The sequence below is a fragment of the Paenibacillus sp. 01T422 genome (assembly GCF_056398785.1).
Map to the genome: position 1 here is coordinate 13,111 of NZ_JBFTQB010000011.1, position 18,113 is coordinate 31,223.

The 18,113-nt window shown below is 48.0% G+C and carries 13 protein-coding genes; 8 read left to right on the plus strand and 5 right to left on the minus strand.

The window, feature by feature from the left end; translation table 11 throughout:
• Positions 1-141: 141 nt before the first annotated feature.
• Entirely contained in the window at positions 142-2,685 is a 2,544-nt protein-coding gene (locus AC1DUA_RS01400; RefSeq protein WP_477498017.1) for a U32 family peptidase, read from the minus strand.
• Between the two features lie 374 nt (positions 2,686-3,059).
• On the opposite strand from AC1DUA_RS01400, the gene AC1DUA_RS01405 reads away from it, so the two are divergent.
• The 6 genes from AC1DUA_RS01405 to AC1DUA_RS01430 all read left to right on the plus strand — a co-directional run bounded on the left by AC1DUA_RS01405 (position 3,060) and on the right by AC1DUA_RS01430 (position 10,235).
• Positions 3,060-5,747, plus strand: a complete 2,688-nt coding sequence (locus AC1DUA_RS01405; RefSeq protein WP_477498018.1) for an FG-GAP repeat domain-containing protein — start codon at positions 3,060-3,062, stop codon at positions 5,745-5,747.
• Positions 5,748-5,817: 70 nt separating this feature from the next.
• The gene (locus AC1DUA_RS01410; protein ID WP_477498019.1) at positions 5,818-6,075 is read left to right on the plus strand and encodes an acyl carrier protein; all 258 of its coding nucleotides are present in this window, start codon (positions 5,818-5,820) and stop codon (positions 6,073-6,075) included.
• Between the two features lie 7 nt (positions 6,076-6,082).
• A complete protein-coding gene (locus tag AC1DUA_RS01415) occupies positions 6,083-7,282 on the plus strand; it encodes a class-II aminoacyl-tRNA synthetase family protein (RefSeq protein WP_477498020.1) in 1,200 nt (399 codons plus the stop codon).
• A 116-nt stretch (positions 7,283-7,398) separates the two neighbouring features.
• Positions 7,399-8,046, plus strand: coding sequence for a hypothetical protein (locus AC1DUA_RS01420; protein WP_477498021.1), 648 nt, complete (start codon positions 7,399-7,401; stop codon positions 8,044-8,046).
• A 185-nt stretch (positions 8,047-8,231) separates the two neighbouring features.
• Positions 8,232-9,218 (plus strand): MBOAT family O-acyltransferase, encoded by a 987-nt coding sequence (locus AC1DUA_RS01425; RefSeq protein ID WP_477498022.1) that lies wholly within the window; start codon positions 8,232-8,234, stop codon positions 9,216-9,218.
• Between the two features lie 48 nt (positions 9,219-9,266).
• The gene (locus AC1DUA_RS01430) at positions 9,267-10,235 is read left to right on the plus strand and encodes a sugar phosphate isomerase/epimerase family protein (protein WP_477498023.1); all 969 of its coding nucleotides are present in this window, start codon (positions 9,267-9,269) and stop codon (positions 10,233-10,235) included.
• Between the two features lie 110 nt (positions 10,236-10,345).
• Here the strand turns inward: AC1DUA_RS01430 and AC1DUA_RS01435 are convergent, their stop codons facing one another.
• The 4 genes from AC1DUA_RS01435 to uvrB form a co-directional block, all read right to left on the minus strand.
• Complete coding sequence (locus tag AC1DUA_RS01435) at positions 10,346-10,549, minus strand: DUF2759 family protein (protein ID WP_477498024.1); 204 nt, start codon at positions 10,547-10,549, stop codon at positions 10,346-10,348.
• Between the two features lie 297 nt (positions 10,550-10,846).
• Positions 10,847-11,008, minus strand: coding sequence for a hypothetical protein (locus AC1DUA_RS01440; protein ID WP_477498025.1), 162 nt, complete (start codon positions 11,006-11,008; stop codon positions 10,847-10,849).
• A gap of 271 nt (positions 11,009-11,279) precedes the next feature.
• The gene (gene uvrA, locus AC1DUA_RS01445) at positions 11,280-14,162 is read right to left on the minus strand and encodes an excinuclease ABC subunit UvrA (protein ID WP_477498026.1); all 2,883 of its coding nucleotides are present in this window, start codon (positions 14,160-14,162) and stop codon (positions 11,280-11,282) included.
• Positions 14,163-14,199: 37 nt separating this feature from the next.
• A complete protein-coding gene (uvrB, locus tag AC1DUA_RS01450) occupies positions 14,200-16,197 on the minus strand; it encodes an excinuclease ABC subunit UvrB (protein ID WP_477498027.1) in 1,998 nt (665 codons plus the stop codon).
• A 295-nt stretch (positions 16,198-16,492) separates the two neighbouring features.
• On the opposite strand from uvrB, the gene AC1DUA_RS01455 reads away from it, so the two are divergent.
• Both AC1DUA_RS01455 and AC1DUA_RS01460 read left to right on the plus strand, forming a co-directional pair.
• Positions 16,493-17,293: a flagellar motor protein gene (locus AC1DUA_RS01455; RefSeq protein ID WP_477498028.1), complete on the plus strand. Its 801-nt coding sequence runs from the start codon at positions 16,493-16,495 to the stop codon at positions 17,291-17,293.
• A complete protein-coding gene (locus AC1DUA_RS01460; RefSeq protein WP_477498029.1) occupies positions 17,277-18,098 on the plus strand; it encodes a flagellar motor protein MotB in 822 nt (273 codons plus the stop codon). Before AC1DUA_RS01455 ends, AC1DUA_RS01460 begins: the two co-directional genes overlap by 17 nt.
• Positions 18,099-18,113: the final 15 nt, after the last annotated feature.

Genomic DNA, 18,113 nt, shown 5'->3' on the forward strand with positions numbered 1-18,113 from the left:
CCCCCTAACCGGACTAATGCGCTATTTTCCGCAAAATAGCGGCCTGTAGTTCCTCCCTCCGCGCAACCACACCATCTGCGAAACGAAAAAAACCACAGACGACAAGGCGTCTGCGGTTTTTTCAATAACGATATCCAATCTCTACTTCACCAATTGTCCGCGAGTTACGCCCAACTGATTGGTAGCTTTCAGAGAACGCCACACTTGCGTCCCACTGATTTCACCATTAATCGCACGGCGGTACAAGCTCAGAATCTCGTGCACCTTATCCGGCGTCTCTTCAAGGAACTCTACGCGGAAGGAGCGGATGCCCAAATCCATGAAGTGGTTCAAATATTCAGCACCCGATTGATCCACAGCATTATAAACCGTGTTACGGCAGCCTTCATCGACACGCACGGGGTGTGACATACCTACCCGATCCTGCAAGGACACATGGTGATCTTCACAAGGACGACCACAGTTCGTGAAGTCTGTGCCTTCGCTCAAGAACGTACAGTACACGCAGTGCTCCGTATGGAACATCGGCATGTGCTGATGGATGACAACTTCCAGCTTGGAAGTTTCAGCGCGGCCAAGCAGATCGACCATCTGCTGAATGTTTAGATCGTAAGACGGCGTAACTTTCGACAGACCTGCTTCTAAGAATAAGGAAGCTGTTTTGTGGTTGGCTATATTTAAGGAAAAATCGCCGATTAGTTGAGGCTTAGGTCCATTCGGATGCTCCAGCTGATGCTTCAAGAAGAAGTAAGCAGCACCTGTATTCCGAATTAGCACAGCATCAGGGTTCAGCTTTAAGATATTGTTAAAATAGCCCGTTTCCCCAGGCATATGAATTCTCGGCGTAGCCAAGGCAATTTTGCGCCCGGCAGCATGCACCGCTTCAACAGCAGCAGGGAACTGCTTAATAAATTCAAAATCAGCATAAATCATTTGAACGTCGTCTTTTTCGAGGACGGCCTTCACTTGATCCAAGTTACGGCAGAGTGCAGTAAGGTGCACCGCGCTGCGATCCGCCAACGACAGCGCAGGCGCTTGCCCAGCGGTTTGACGCTCAGCAACAGGCTGCGGCACATCGTCATAGACGCCAATCTCGCGTTTCATATACGCACGCGGCTTCTGACGCTCGTCTTCCATGAGCTCTACTGCGCTGCGGCGCATTGCGTTAAGCTCGCGCATCGGTACGATGAGCTCGCCGTTCAACTGGACGTCAAGATCGCTAAGCGCATAGATCGTACCGCCTAGACGGCCAAACTGATCAGCGAACAGCTGCTCATCCATTGGTCTTTTCTCCGCAGAAACAAGCGGAAGTTCGGACTGTACGAAGACGGTATGGCCGCCTTGCACATCGGTCCACCAGCTTTTGAGCGGCTCGCCCGCAGCGCCGGTAATCTTGATGCTAACCGGGAATGTCCGGTAAGGCTTATCGGTCTCGAACGTCTGACGCAGACGTTTGTCCAGATGCGGATCGTTCGTCTTCCAGATCCGATCCCCAACATGCAAGCGGCTCAGGTCCACATCATTGCGTCCCGCAATGATCTCGATAATGCCGCCCTCGGCTTCGCCTTCGATTTTCTCGCCTTTGCGGCGCAAATCGTAGATACGGCCGCCTTCTTCCTTCTTCGTCGGATCTCCGGCGTCGAAAACAATCCCATCCCCGCGCTTGATCGGCGCTTCAAGCTCACAAACCACACCGTCGCGCAAAATCTGTTTCACGCGGCCCACGAACACCCCACGGCTCTTCGGAAATGTTCCGTCGACGAGCTGTTTATTGTTGGTTCCGTTCAAGAAACCAACCGTAAAGCCACGCGAGAAGCTTTGTTGCAGCTCGCGAACTTCCTCTTTCGACGGACGAGCATCCTCGCCATCAAAATAACGGTCAATCGCCTTGCGGTACTTACTTACGACGTTAGCCACGTATTCAGGGGTTTTCAAACGCCCTTCAATTTTGAAGGAGCACACACCTGCTTCGATCAACTCAGGCACAATTTCAATGGCCGCCAAATCTTTCGGCGACAGCAAATACGCCACGTCACCCATCGGCTTTTGCACACCATCGATCATCAAATCATACGGCAAACGGCATGCTTGCGCGCACTCCCCGCGGTTAGCCGAACGGCCGCCCCACATTTCAGAAGTCAGACACTGTCCAGAGTAGGACACACAAAGCGCGCCATGCACGAACACTTCCATAGGAAGCTTCGCTTGATCTCCGATTTGTTTAATTTGTTTCAAATTGTTTTCGCGTCCCAAAACGACCCGTTCAATATCAAAAGGTTTCGTAAATTCAACTGCCTCAGGCGATGTAATCGTCATCTGTGTGGAACCGTGAATCGGGAAATCCGGGGAGATTTCACGAATCATTTTCACAAGACCAAGATCTTGCACAATAACCGCATCGACACCTGCATCGACACAAGCTTCAATCAATTGCTTAGCCTCGCTCAGCTCTTCCTCAAATACTAGAATATTAAAGGTTAGGAAACCCTTAACGCCATATAGATGAAGGAAAGACATAATATCCGGCAGCTCAGCCATCGTGAAATTATGCGCGCGCGCTCTAGCATTAAATTTCTCCACACCAAAAAACACGGCATCCGCCCCATTAGCAACAGCCGCTCTCAAACAATCCCAATCCCCCGCGGGGGCCAATAATTCTATATCTTCTCTGCGTATCGTACGCATGGCAGCAAATCCTTTCAATAATAGATCCTCGGGTAACCCTCAAAGTCTTCTCTTTAGTGTAACAGAAACGATAGGTAGGAATCTAGGGCACAAGCATTTCCAAACCCAGTCAATATCCGACAGCCTATGCGAATTCCCAAACGTTACCTGCATGCCCATTAACCCTTTAAAAGTTAACAAACTTACCCATGAATGCTATAATGTCAAGGATAGTGACCTTTTTAGTAATTGAGGGATCCTTTTGGTTTTGTCGAAAATACGCATTTTAAAAATTGTTATCGGACTAGCCCTCGGTTTCCTATTAGTAGTGGGCCTACTTCTATTTTTGCCAAAAATAGAGGAAACCAAGCTCCTCTACGCTCAAGCATCACGCAATGGAAGACCTTCCAGGTTTTCATATGGGGTATGGCTTCGTACCGTCATCAGGACAGACTATTGTCGCGATGAATATGTCCGGCAAGTCCGTTTCAGTGGCTATGCAGAACCAAGTAGGGAAGGGCACCGTGCTGATTTCTAGCAACTTTTTGCCTAACCGCTACTTTCCGACTGGTTACGACATGCAAAGCGGTGCTGATCTGAATCTAGGCTTCGCTCAACTCGCAGCCAAATATCAAGCCACGGGCAAAACAACGCCGGGGACGACTTACTTCAATAAAAGAGCTTTACCGATTGATCCTTATTTCAACTTTGATTTCGCTGCGGCAAATATGCAGTATCGCAGTGAGCTGCTATCCTATGTAGCCAAAGAAACATTAGGCTACAGTATTCGCAAGGTGCTCGGTCCTTATGGCAGACCCGCCATGGCTTTTCAGAATCACTTTGAAGCGATGCCTGCCATCCAGCACAAAGACGGTATCGCTTGGTCCGAGGAGCTCAAAAAGTATAACGAGATTCCCTCGTTCACCCTCGTGCGCAATGCCTTCTACTGGGGGCAGTGGCGCGAGAGCTTGACCGTGCAGCTCAACACCGGAACGAACGCGCAGCCTGCGTTCATCGGCGAGCTGCCGAGCTCGGGCTACGCGAGCGGCCTGCACGTGATGTCTGCCGGCAAGCCGCTGCGGCAGGCGCTGTTCCCGCAATATCGCGACCTGTCGAGCGCGATTGAACTGCCCTACCGCGCGTACCCGGCCGCCGCGGATCTGAACGGCGACGGCCGCACTGACGTGCTGGCCGGCAGCTCTGATGGATTCGTGTACGTCTACACGAATCTAGGGCCTGATCCGGCGGCGTACGCAAGCGAGCCGCCGCCTGAGGGCTTGGCGCAGCCGGACACCTTCGGCGCGCCTTCGAAGCTGATGCTGGAGTCCGGCGTGCCGCTCCAGCTCAGCCCTTACAGTGCCGTTCACGCAGCAGACGTGAACGGGGACGGCCGCCCGGACCTCGTCGCATCTGACGAGTCCGGGGCCGTGTATGTGCTGCCGCAGCTCGCTAGCGGCAGGTTCGCGAAGCCCGCGGCCGTTCGCGCGGGCGGGAAAGCGCTGCAGCTGCCCGGAGGGCCTGCAGCGCCGTACGTCGCCGATATCGACGGCGACGGCAAGCTCGACCTCGTCCTAGGCGCAGCCGATGGACGAGTGTGGCTCTACAAGGGCCGGAGCGCAGCGGCCCTTGATCTAGAGGCAGGCAGCGTAATTATCACGCTGCCTAACAACGCCGCGTACGCTGCGCCGGCCGCACGCGACATGAACGGCGATGGCCGACTCGATCTCGTGGTCGGCAGTAGCGACGGGGACCTGCAAGTATATCTACAAAGCGCCGCCGGCGCTTGGACGAATACGGGTCCCCTGGAAGGCACAACCTTAAACCAAGTTGGCAATCGCGCTTTGGTTGCCGGACATAACTCGGTACCGCTGTGGCTGGATCTCAATCACGACGGCAAAGATGATCTCATCGTCGGTGGCGTCGAATTCGGATCCCCTGTTGCGATTGATGATCCGCAGTTTCCTTATCAAGCCGAGCTTAAGGAATTCATCCAATATGCTCGTGATAATCATCTAGACTTGGATCCGCACATATTTGTACACAATTTCAAAAGCGCTGAACAGGAACAAGCTGAGCTTGCCCTTCATAAGCAAGCTTTCGCCAAGTTAGGCATTCCTTGGCTGCATCCCGGCACGAATCAGCACACATGGCGCGTGAATAACGAAGATCATCAGCAAACACTGCGAAGCGAAGAACAGGGCGGAATGTGGTATAACTTCGGTTTCCTGCCTTCGGAGTCACCCGTTATTTCCCGGCCTGAGTCCATATGGTCGCTGCCATTCCTGCTGCAAGATCACCAAGGCAGCACGGACCGTACGATGTTGATACATACACYGACACCAGTGCTGCGAACAGGTGACTATGCCACGACGGATGTGTTCGAATCCATGGTGAAGTTGGATATGCCGATTGATTATTTCGAGCACATCGAGTACCATTTCCCCGAACCGTCCAAGATCGCTGATTTGACGCAGTTCGCCGACTATTTTGACAAGCTTCGCACGAAGCATGATTATAATTTCATGACCGAGAAACAAATGGCCAAGTCCTTCTTAACCGCGATGAAAAGCGAAGTTCGGATCAGCCAATCCTGGGCCTTTTATTTATGGGACAAGCTCAAGGATCGTTTAGCAGGCGGCAGCCCGCACTTCCATGCGACCTTGACACCGAATGCGAAGGCAGTGCCTAGCTTGGCTGAAGAGTACGCTGGAACGCTAGGGGTTGTCGTTGAGAAAGGCGAGAAACTAGCCTTATACTCCCTGCAAAGCGATTCTGATGCCTATACAACGATAGACAACCGTTTCTATGTAGGACTGGCAGAACCGTCCGTCATCGGCATTGCGCCGACCAGAGAACGACTGCATATTGTGCGTGCTAATGTGCCTTTTTCCCTGACAGAGCAAGGAACTACCCGCAATTTAGAGCTCAAAGCTGCTGGCTTGCAGCAGGTGAAGTTATTCAGTCCCACTGAACTTGAATTCAYAGGCGATGCCAAAATTGAGTATGACGCAGCGAACCATCTCTACACCATTACCCGATATGGAGATGTAACTACGCTGTCGTTCACTAGCAAAGCACAGTAATAATGCGCTGAAATACTTTCTTTATTTTTAAAACAGCATTAAATTTCAATTAACCAGGAGGCTTTCCATCATGTCTAATGAAGACTTACTAGCGCAGCTTGAACAGTATATTCGCGAGCGTTATGAAATTGCCGAGGACGATGACGATTTTGACGTTGATGTTCATTTGTTCGATTATGGGTTTATCGATTCCATCGGTGCTACAGCGCTGATCGCCCACATTGAGAAGACTTATAACATCCAAGTGACGAATCAAGATCTCATGCTGTACTCCATGAACACGGTAAGCGAAATTGCCGATTTTATTTCCAAGAAGACTGCGAGGTAACCGACTCATGTTGACATGTAAAATTTCTCTAGAAGGCTTAGCCGAAAGCCAGCACGGACAAGTCAAATATGCTTCCGCTTTTGCTGATGAGCATATTCAAGATATCGCTCTTGTTGATGGCCACATCGTCATCACGCATAACTCACCGAATGGCAACGAGGGCATTACTGAGCGGGTTGAACGTTTGATTGAACGTTTCTCCCATGGCGATTTCGGATTTAAAGAAAATATTTTATTCGAAAATAAAGTAGACACTCCTTACGAAGGCGACATTATCGCTGAATTAGTGGAGCGCAAAGCCATTAAGATATTGGAGCCCGGCCTGTTTATTTTCCGCGAGCCTTTCTCCAGTTTAATGCGCTTCCTGGATTACTCATTTGTTACGAAAATCGCGAAGCGCTTTGAGGGCATGCAGGAAGAGCAATATCCAGCGGTTATTCATAGCCACACTTTGAACAAAACGAACCATTTCACGTCATTCCCGGAACATATTCATTTCGTTACGCATCTACGTGAGGATCTAGACGTTATTGAATCATTCTCGCAATCCATTCGTGATGCCGGTGGCTGGAAGCAAGATGATCCGTTAGAGCTTGATCCTAATATGGTGAAGCCTAACTTCATGATGAATCCTTCCACTTGCTACCATTGTTATGAGGGGCTAGAGAATGAAACACTTGAGGGTGAAGGAATCGTAGTAACTGCGATTGCCAAATGCCACCGCTTCGAGTCCAAAAACCACAGCGATTTCGGTCGCTTGCTCGACTTCTCTATGCGTGAAATTATTTTCGTCGGCAAACCTGACTTCGTCAAAGAAAATCGCTTGAAATCGATCGAATATCTCAAAGAATTAGCAGTGGAATGGAACGTTGATTCCATGATGGAAATTGCGAATGATCCTTTCTTCACGAATGATTTCCAAGTGAAAGCTTCTTTCCAACGCAATCAAGAAATGAAATACGAGCTGCGTCTGACGATTCCGCATGTGAAGAAATCAATTGCCTGCTCATCTGTCAATTTCCATAGCAATACTTTCGGTAACGCGTTTAATATTAAAATGGGCAAACGCAACGCGGTTACGGGCTGTGTTGGCTTCGGTATTGAGCGCTGGGCATTCGCTTTCTTGGCGCAATACGGATTGGATGAGCAGCAATGGCCGGCCACTTTCCGCGAGCAGTACCATGCTTGGCAGGAAAAGGCTCTATAAGGAGCCTGTTAGTCTTTTTATCGCTTCTATAGTCCCAATCGGGTCCGGTTTTCTTCGGTAATTCGGCTGTAACCGGTGCTTACATAGAAGATAAGTCCGATGCCCATTTGGTGGAGATGGGGCTCTCTTATGGTAAGATCACCGATCTCCAGGGGATTCTCTCGCACAATTTGTACCAGGTTCGCGATGAACTCGTGATTGGCATTGATGTTCATACGATGCTCGATCCACTCGAAACAGATCCGACCTACCAATGGTTCAAACCATGGTACCAGCCTTATGTGTACACGTATCGAGATTATTTTCGTGATTCCGGTGAAGAATTCGTCCGTAATTTAAGTAAAGGAAGCCTAGCCTACGAGCCGCGTTGGATAGATAAAGAGTTGTATCCCGGCCGTCAAGACAATACCGCCCTTCAATCAAAATGGACCGATTACGACAAACGCTTTGGTGCAATGACTTTGAAAGATTTCCAAAAAAATCTGGACGCCATGCAATGGGTCATTCGCTATGCTAAGGAGCATCAGCTTCGTTTGCGAGTCATCTGGATGCCTTGGAACAAAGGCTATGCCGATCCGCCTTATGTTGCCTCCTTGAAGGAAGCTGTAAACGGCCAATTGAAGACTGCTGGGGTACCTGTACTGGACTTGATGCATACGTATGATCCCAAGTATTTTCATGATCTTGTACACTTAAACCGCGAAGAAGGCGCTCCGCTATTTACGAAGGAGGTGGACACATGGTTAAAATCCTTAGGAAAATAGCCGAAGTCCTCATCTATCTCGTGATGCTGTATCTGGTTTTCATTTATTTTACTGGCAAGGGACTATTTATCTACGAGAAATTCTAATCGGGCTTTCCAAGCGAGGAGTTCTAAAGCTATGTTTTCAGTCTTTGCTTTTTACTGCTGTACAGTCATAAACTGCTTATTTTCTACGCTGCTTTTACAGTGATTAATTACGCCGGATTCGTGTACCTATGCCGCACGACCTTTTGGCGTAAAGCTACCTTCATATTTGCGCTTGCCGCTAATATTATCGGCGTTTTCCTTGGTGTCCGGCTTTTCATCATGGGAGTCTTCCACAATCCGGTGTTCGACACCGTCATATATCTAGGACTCATCTATAATGTCTTGAAAGTGATCGATGCTTATTATTTTGCTTATTTCTTTGGAAAAGACGGCCAAGTGCCTGCCATCGATTACGCGAACTATCTGTTGTTTGTCCCGACCTTTACTTCAGGACCGATCTTGAAATTTCGCGATTTTATGGCCGACAGCAAAAAGCCATACACCGTAAACGCCGCCCTCTTCGAAGATAGTGTCAAGCGTATTATATTAGGCTTATTCAAAAAAATCGTCATCGTCACTTGGATGACTAGCGTCTTCGATCAAGTGCTGAAGCAAGACTTGCACACGCATCAATCATTGTTTCTACTCGTTTGGTTCTATGCGCTCATCTACTTCGATTTCTCAGGCTACTCGGATATGGCGATTGGATTTGGGCGTTTGATGGGCTATACGATGCCAGAAAACTTCAAACGGCCACTGCTCTCTCCCTCCATGACACAATTTTGGCGCAACTGGCATGCGACACTAGGCGACTTTTTCCGTGATCATATCTTCATGTTCTTCTCGCGTACAGTGCCTTCGCGCTGGGTTGCCTCGGGCTTGTCCATTTTAATCATGGTCTTGATGGGCTTGTGGCATGGTTTTACATGGCTATATTTCTTCTATGGTCTCTATCACGGGGTCATTCTTGCGATCGAGAACATTTTCAAGATTACAACGGTAAATAAAAAGAAAGTATCTAAAACTTATTTCTATTTCCGCTGCTTCGTGACGCAAGTCTTAGTGACGTTCTCCGTTATTATTTATAGCTCCAACTATGAAACGGTCCTGCGGATCTATAAAGGCTTGCTTCATTTTACAGGATGATAGTGGTATAATTTGTGTGGCTGTTTACCATTTATGGAGGTGTACCTAATGAAGTTAGGCGTTTTTATGGTTCTGTTCGGTGGAAAACCTTTGGAGGAAGCTCTTGATTATGTTGCTTCTAAAGGCTTAGAAGCTGTCGAGATTGGTACTGGGGGCTACCCTGGTAATGCCCACTGCAACCCAATCGAGCTGCTTGCTGATGCTGGGAAATTAAAAGCTTTTAAACATGCGGTAGAATCCCGCGGTTTGACGATTAGTGCATTGAGCGTTCACGGAAACCCGTTGCACCCGCAAAAACAAATTGCGAAAGAATTCCATGATGCTATTATACAAACGATTGATCTTGCTGAGCGTCTTGAAGTCCCTGTCGTTAACACGTTCTCAGGCTGCCCTGGCGACCATGAGGATGCCAAATATCCGAACTGGCCAGTAGCTCCATGGCCGAACGATTTCCAAGAGATTCTTGACTGGCAGTGGGGAAATAAAGTCATTCCTTACTGGACGGAAACAGGTAAATATGCCTCTGACCGTAATATCAAAATCGGCTTGGAACTGCACGGCGGATTCTCCGTACATACACCAGCTACCCTTCTTCGTCTACGTGAAGCAGCAGGTGATGCGATTGGTGCCAACCTCGACCCGAGTCACATGTGGTGGCAAGGAATTGACCCTGTACAAGCCGTCCAAATTCTCGGCCGCGCAGGCGCAATTCACCATTTCCACGCGAAAGATACATCCACGGATGTTAACAATGTAAACCGTTATGGCGTTACAGACATGCAGTCCTATGCAAACATGCTAGATCGCGCATGGCAGTTCCGCTCCGTTGGCTACGGTCATGACATGAAAGTGTGGGCTGACATCATCAGCGCATTGCGCCTTGTTGGATACGACTATGTCGTGAGCATTGAGCACGAAGACGGACTGATGTCCGTTGAAGAAGGCTTCTCGAAAGCTGTGCAAAACCTTCAGCAAGTTCTTATCAAAGAACCGCTTGGAGAAATGTGGTGGGTATAAGCGGTTAGCCGCTTAGCCATCCCTAGCAATAAAAAAGCCCGCAGGCGCCGATGATCTTACGATCTTGGTCCTGTGGGCTTTTATCTTGTGAAGCATGGGTTAGCTCTGAATTACCAGCCTGTGATCATGACATAATCCATAAGGCCGAATACGAGCAAGGAAACTACCGCGAATCCTAGGGCAAACAAATTTCTTTTTGGGGACATCAATTGTCTGATGACTGCAATGGCAAGGATCACTGTGAAAATCAATACGTAAATATCAAAGCTTGTGTAAGTGCTTGTTGTTGCTGCTGCTTCTTCCGCGAATAACATGGTGAAACCTCCTTCTGATAACTCGGTGCAAGGCACACGTCCTGCTATTTTAATTCTATGTTAGCTTGATTGGACACTAGATGCAAGTGATTAGGCGCATGTGTAACAAGTTTGTCACCTTTTGGTTAGATTAACCACCTTCTGCGGAAAATATTACACCCTAAAGGTTAAAATGCCCTTCTTTTCACCCCTTTATAACAGCTCTTTCTTAACCATTATCGAGTCCAAATTAAAGAACCCGAACGTCTCTGCAAGACACCCGGGTTTAGCTGACTATTTTATGTATAGGACTGCTTCCTATGCCATTAATCCATAGGCTGAGAGTGTATCTTTGTGCTCTTCGATTGGTGTAGTTGGCTGATCCTTCAGCCCTATTTCTTTCTCCTGCCAGTCCAAAAAACGGAATGGATCTATTCCTAAAGCAGAAACAATCTCCTGTATTTCTAAAGTCGGTTTCATAGCAATCCCCCATGAGGTAATAGATTTGTACAGCTTATATCTCTCTCGATCCGGAATAGTCAGCTAGGAATATCGTGTTGCAATTACTATCTTAATTATAGGACTATTCACTTATTTTTTGATAGAGGGTTAAATTGTCGAATCCAATTAAGTATTAACAAAAGCCATGGTAAATTAGTCGGAATTATGAAAATCCTGACGAATGAGCGCGGATCCCACTAAAAAAAGCCCCACGGAATTCATCCGTGGGGCCTCACTTCTATTCGGCCGCTTAGCCGACCGATTCTTCCAACACTGCTAACCGCTTCGCATAGTTCTCCGAGCGCTCCCGATCCCGTTCGAGGATCGGTTTCAAGTACTGGCCGGTATAGGAACCGGCCACCTTCACAACATCTTCCGGCGTACCGGATGCCACGATCAGACCACCTCGGCTTCCGCCTTCGGGGCCTAGATCGATAAGGTGGTCCGCTGTCTTGATCACATCGAGGTTATGCTCGATGACAAGTACGGTTTCACCGCTCTCTACGAGGCGGTGAAGCACCTTCAGCAGACGATCGATATCGTGGATGTGGAGCCCTGTTGTGGGCTCATCCAAGATATAGATCGTCTTGCCTGTGCTGCGGCGGTACAGCTCCGCCGCGAGCTTCACGCGCTGGGCTTCGCCCCCGGACAGCGTCGTTGCCGGTTGGCCGAGTGTCATGTAGCCCAGCCCAACATCTAGAAGCGTCGTCAGCTTGCGATGAATCCGCGGCAGGTTCTTGAAGAACTCGCACCCGTCCTCGATCGTCATCTCGAGCACTTCCGAAATGCTTTTACCTTTATATTTCACTTCCATCGTCTCACGGTTGTATCTCTTGCCTTTGCAAATCTCACAAGGCACGTAAACGTCTGGCAAGAAGTGCATCTCGATCTTAATAATGCCATCTCCGCGACAAGCCTCACAACGGCCGCCCTTCACGTTAAAGCTGAAGCGTCCTTTTTTGTAGCCACGTACCTTCGCTTCATTCGTATTAGCATACACGTCACGGATGTCATCAAAAACACCTGTATAAGTCGCTGGATTCGAACGAGGTGTACGGCCAATCGGCGATTGATCAATATCAATCACTTTATCGATGTGCTCAAGCCCGATAATTTCTTTGTGCTCACCGGGGCGAACTTTGGCTCCATTCAAATCGCGTGCCAGTGTTTTGAATAGAATTTCATTAATTAACGTACTTTTGCCTGAGCCGGAGACACCTGTTACGCAAGTAAACACGCCTAGAGGTACTTTAGCCGAAACGTTACGCAAGTTGTTCTCTTTGGCCCCTTTGACTTCGATCCACTTGCCATTCGGCTTACGGCGCGCCGCAGGAATCGGAATGAACTTCTTGCCGCTTAGATACTGACCGGTAAGCGAGTTTTCGTCCGCCATTAGCTCTGTAGGCGTACCTTGAGCAATGACTTGCCCTCCGTGAATACCGGCACCAGGTCCGATATCGATAATGTAATCCGCTGCCATCATCGTGTCTTCATCATGCTCAACGACGATCAGCGTGTTACCTAAGTTCCGCATATGTTCAAGTGTCTGAATTAGACGCGTATTATCCCTCTGATGCAGCCCAATGCTAGGCTCATCCAAAATATAAAGAACACCCATTAAGCTAGAGCCGATCTGCGTCGCGAGTCGAATCCGCTGCGCTTCTCCACCTGACAAAGTACCCGCTGCACGATGCATCGTTAAGTAATCAAGACCAACATTCACTAGGAATCCTAGACGTGCTCTGATTTCTTTGAGAATTAAGTTCGCTATGGTGAGCTCTCTCTCGTTCAGATCAAGTCCTTTGAACCATTCCTCCGCATCTCCAATTGAAAGTGAAGTAGCATGAGCAATGTTCTTCCCGTTGATCGTCACTGCAAGTGTTTCGGGCTTCAGACGCTGTCCCTTGCACTTCGGACATGGCTTCGTGCTCATGTAGGTCTGGATGTGCTCTCTGATGCCCTCAGAGAATGTATCTTTGAATCTGCGTTCCAAGTTACGGATGATACCTTCAAATGGTACCAACGCTTCCTTAGTTGCTCCCATATCATTCTCGTAGCGGAAGCGGATCTTCTCTCCGCCTGTCCCATAGAGAATGACTTTCATCTGCTCACTCGACAACCTAGACACCGAGACATTTCTCGGAATTGAGTAGTGTTCACAAACTGCTGCAAGAAACTGAGGATAATAGTTGGATGTGCTGCCGGCCCAAGCTTCGAATGCACCCTCTTCAATCGTTAACTTCATATCCGGCACTAACAGTTCCGGATCGACAATCATCTGGCTACCGAGTCCATCACATTCTGGGCAAGCCCCGAAAGGAGAGTTAAAGGAGAACATCCTTGGTGCCAGCTCTTCCACGCTAAAACCACATTCCGGACACGCCAGATTCTGACTGAACATCAGCTCTTCCTTGTCGATAATGTCAACAATAACTCGTCCATTCGCGAGCTTAAGTGCCGTTTCTAAAGAGTCGGCAAGACGTGTTTGCACATCCTCTTTGATTACAATCCGGTCAACAACAACATCAATGGTATGCTTTTTGTTCTTGTCGAGCTCGATCTTCTCGGAGAGATCAATCGTCTCTCCATTCACACGTACCCTTACGAAGCCTTGCTTCTGAACGTCGGTAAAAAGCTTCGTGTGTTCGCCTTTACGGCCCGAAACAAGCGGAGCTAGGATCTGAAGCTTAGTACGCTCCGGATACTCCATGATGCGGTCAACCATTTGTTCCACAGTTTGCGAAGTAATCTCAATGCCATGCGTCGGACAATGTGGACGTCCGATACGCGCGTATAATAAACGCAGATAGTCGTAAATCTCCGTTACGGTCCCCACTGTGGAGCGCGGATTTCGGCTTGTTGTCTTCTGATCAATAGAAATAGCCGGTGATAGACCATCAATCGAATCTACGTCCGGCTTATCCATATTGCCTAGAAATTGTCTGGCATAGGCAGACAATGATTCAACGTATCTGCGCTGACCCTCGGCATAAATCGTATCAAAGGCTAACGACGATTTGCCCGAGCCGCTTAAGCCTGTTAAAACAACGAACTTATCGCGCGGAATCGTGACATCGATATTTTTTAGATTATGAGCTCTAGCTCCTTTAATGACGATTTGATCTCTAGACACGGGTAACCTCCCTCTCCTATGTGAGGCTGAAGCCCTTCTAGGCTTCAGCTTTCATTTCCATAATAGCGTCACGCAGCTGTGCCGCCCGTTCGAACTGCAAATTCTTCGCAGCTTCTTTCATTTCGCCTTCCAAACGTTCGATCAGAGAAGCGCGATCTTTCTTCGACATCTTCGCACCCTTCACATCGGACAAGTAATCTGCCTTCTGTTCCGCTACCTTCGTAGCTTCGATTACATCGCGGATTTTCTTAGCGATCGTTTGCGGCGTGATCCCATTCTTCTCATTATGGGCTTCCTGAATGCTACGGCGGCGGCTCGTCTCACGAATGGCTTTCTCCATGGAGTCCGTAATCTTATCTCCATACATGATAACGCGGCCATCGGAGTTACGCGCTGCGCGTCCAATAGTTTGAATCAAGGAACGCTCTGAACGCAGAAATCCTTCTTTGTCCGCATCCAAAATAGCGACAAGTGATACCTCCGGCAAATCAAGCCCTTCCCTGAGCAAGTTAATTCCAATTAGCACATGAAAGGTACCTAGGCGCAGATCACGCAAGATTTGCATCCGCTCAAACGTCTTGATATCCGAATGCAAATAACGAACTTTAATGCCGATTTCTTTGAAATAATCCRTTAAATCCTCTGACATCTTCTTCGTCAGCGTCGTAACGAGCACACGCTCGTCTTTCCGAATCCGATCATGAATCTCAGCAATCAAGTCGTCAATTTGACCCTTCGTCGGTCTGACTTCAATAATGGGATCTAACAGACCCGTAGGACGAATAATCTGCTGTGTCATATGAGGGCAATGCTCTAATTCGTATGGTCCTGGTGTTGCTGATATATATAAAATCTGATTAACTTTCTCCTCGAACTCCTCGAATCGCAATGGACGGTTATCCAGCGCAGAGGGCAAGCGGAAGCCGTGGTCAACCAGCACTTCTTTTCTAGCTCTATCCCCGTTATACATAGCGCGAATTTGCGGTAACGATACATGGGACTCATCCACCATGAATAACATGTCATCTGGGAAATAATCAATTAGCGTATACGGCGTTGCTCCGCGCTCACGGAATGTCAGCGGCCCTGAGTAATTCTCAATGCCTGAGCAGAAGCCCATCTCTTGCATCATTTCCATATCATAGCGCGTCCGCTGTTCCAGTCGCTGCGCTTCAAGCAGTTTCCCCTGCTCTTTCAGCTCGACAAGACGCTCTTCCAACTCCCGCTCAATGTTAACAAGTGCGCGTTTCATTGTATCTTCGTGCGTCACAAAGTGAGACGCTGGGAAAATCGCGATATGATCGCGTTCGCCGACAATCTCGCCTGTCAGTACATTGATCTCTGTGATCCGCTCGATTTCGTCACCGAACAATTCTACCCTTACCGCTTGTTCACCATGCGAAGCTGGGAAGATCTCAACAACATCCCCGCGGACACGAAACGTCCCGCGAACAAAGTTCAAATCATTCCGCTGATACTGAATGTCTACAAGCTTGTGCAATATTTCATTGCGTGATTTCTCCATGCCCACACGTAAAGAAAGCAGCAAATTTCCATATTCTATCGGAGAACCCAAGCCGTAAATACACGACACACTCGCAACGATAATAACGTCTCGGCGCTCAAATAAGGAACTGGTCGCGGAGTGGCGAAGCTTGTCAATCTCTTCATTGATGCTGGAATCTTTCTCGATGTAGGTGTCGGAAGAGGCAATGTAGGCTTCAGGCTGGTAGTAATCATAATAACTCACGAAATAGGAGACGGCGTTGTGGGGAAAAAACTCTTTAAATTCGCTGCACAGCTGTGCGGCCAATGTTTTGTTATGCGCAATAATCAAGGTAGGGCGGTTCAACTTCGCAATAACTTGCGCAGCAGTAAACGTTTTCCCTGTTCCCGTAGCTCCTAAGAGCGTCTGATGTCTATTGCCGGCTTGAATACTTTGAACGATTTCTTCAATTGCTTTGGGCTGATCCCCTTGTGGAGCAAAATCAGAAACAAGCTCAAATTTCTTAGAGCTCTTAACAAGTTCACTCATCAATAATCACCTACACTTATTGGTAATAAATCGAACTTTTATCCTATTCATTTTCGTTTTGTAATTTCCGATAAAGAAGGTTATGGAAGCTGTCGTACATATATGATGACAACATTTCAAGCTCATCATAAGAATGTTTGTTCTGGTTTTTCCATTATACTCTTTTTGAATCTTTGATGCAAACGGCAATATCTGTTACGGCCTGAATACATCATCAAGAGACACATAACACACTTTCATCAGGCCACTTGTAGGGCCCCCAATTCTTTTTACGCTAAATAGGAGTGGTACAGTCATGGATTTGACAACGGTTTTAGGTTTAGTCTTAGGTCTTGTAGGTTTGATTGGCGGTTACATGTGGGATGGCGGCCACATTAGTTCATTGATTATCCCGAGCGCCATGTTAATTGTTTTCGGCGGAACATTTGGAGCGGTAGCGGTCAGTTTTCCTTTTTCCATTCTGAAGAAGATCCCCAAAGCTCTGGGCATTGCTTTCAAAGAAGTAAAAAGAGATCCAGCAGCTACGATTGAAGAGTTAGTAGACATGGCTTCCATTGCACGTAGAGAAGGTGTACTTGCTCTCGAGCAGCGCGCTCAGGAACATACGAACCCTTTTCTCAAAGACGGTTTGCTTATGGTCGTGGACGGAACAGATCCCGAATTGACCAGACAAATTCTCGAGCTTGAAATGGATGCGATTGAGCACCAAGTTGATAATATGGCCAAAATATTCGAAGCTGGTGGCGGCTATGCGCCAACGATGGGGATTATCGGAACCGTTATGGGACTCATTCACGTTCTAGGTAATCTTGAAGATCCCTCGAGTCTCGGCCCAGCCATCGCTGTTGCCTTCACAGCTACTCTATATGGTGTTATGAGCGCCAACTTAATTTATTTGCCACTTGCGACCAAAATTAAAGTACGCGGTAAGGAAATGGTTGCCGAAATGGAACTGATGCTTGAAGGCATTCTTGCTCTGCAAGCCGGTGAAAACCCGCAATTAATTAAGAAAAAACTGACTTCCTTCCTCCACGAGAAATCGTCCAAAAAAGTACCAGTTGTAGAGGAGGAAGCCGATTATGGCGAGGAGAAGTAAGAAGCAAGAAGAGCACGTCAATCATGAAAGATGGCTCATTACCTATGCTGACTTAATCACCCTTCTGCTCGTTTTCTTCATTATTATGTATGCGATGAGTAAGGTCGATGTTCAAAAGTATGCCGTTCTAGCGCAAGTATTAAACATGCAGTTCCAGAAAGCCGACTCTGTTTTGGACAAAGGAAGCGGCATCAGCGGCCAAATGACCCCAAAGCAAGGCGACTCAGACAGCAAGGACAAAGATTACACCAAGCAAAATCTGGACGATCAGAAGGAAGAAAAAGATAAAGTAAAACCTAATGAGAACGAGAAAGAAAAGCGTGAGAAAGAACTTCAAGATCTTTTGAAGCAAGTGCAGGCCTACATCAAGGATCAAAATCTAGAGGCGCAAGTGTCCGCAAGCGATACCGAGCGCGGTGTAGCGATTACGCTGAATGATTTGTTCTTATTTGATCTAGGAAAAGCAGATCTCAAAGGTGCCTCGGCCCCTATTCTGCAAAAGCTCGCTTCACTTTTCCCCACGCTCAACAGTAAAGTAAGTATTGAGGGCCATACCGATGATTTACCGCTCGCAACAGGCTCTCCTTACAAAGATAACTGGGGACTCTCGTTCGCTCGTTCCCTTTCGGTGCTGCGCTATTTCAGTGATACAGCCAAGCTGGATGACAACAAGTTCATCGCGACAGCCTATGCGGATACAATGCCCAAAGTTCCAAATAACAGTGATGAGAACCGCAGCAAAAACCGCCGCGTTGAGATCATTGTTCTGCGCGATGGGCTAACTCCAACCAGCGTTCCCAAGTAAGCGGAAGACCCTATC

Excerpts from the sequence above, each read along its gene's own strand:
- AC1DUA_RS01400 (WP_477498017.1), bottom strand. The coding sequence starts at position 2,685 with ATGCGTACGATACGCAGAGAAGATATAGAATTATTGGCCCCCGCGGGG.
- AC1DUA_RS01410 (WP_477498019.1), top strand. The coding sequence starts at position 5,818 with ATGTCTAATGAAGACTTACTAGCGCAGCTTGAACAGTATATTCGCGAG.
- AC1DUA_RS01415 (WP_477498020.1), top strand. The coding sequence starts at position 6,083 with ATGTTGACATGTAAAATTTCTCTAGAAGGCTTAGCCGAAAGCCAGCAC.
- AC1DUA_RS01420 (WP_477498021.1), top strand. The coding sequence starts at position 7,399 with ATGGGGCTCTCTTATGGTAAGATCACCGATCTCCAGGGGATTCTCTCG.
- AC1DUA_RS01430 (WP_477498023.1), top strand. The coding sequence starts at position 9,267 with ATGAAGTTAGGCGTTTTTATGGTTCTGTTCGGTGGAAAACCTTTGGAG.
- AC1DUA_RS01435 (WP_477498024.1), bottom strand. The coding sequence starts at position 10,549 with ATGTTATTCGCGGAAGAAGCAGCAGCAACAACAAGCACTTACACAAGC.
- AC1DUA_RS01440 (WP_477498025.1), bottom strand. The coding sequence starts at position 11,008 with ATGAAACCGACTTTAGAAATACAGGAGATTGTTTCTGCTTTAGGAATA.
- AC1DUA_RS01455 (WP_477498028.1), top strand. The coding sequence starts at position 16,493 with ATGGATTTGACAACGGTTTTAGGTTTAGTCTTAGGTCTTGTAGGTTTG.
- AC1DUA_RS01460 (WP_477498029.1), top strand. The coding sequence starts at position 17,277 with ATGGCGAGGAGAAGTAAGAAGCAAGAAGAGCACGTCAATCATGAAAGA.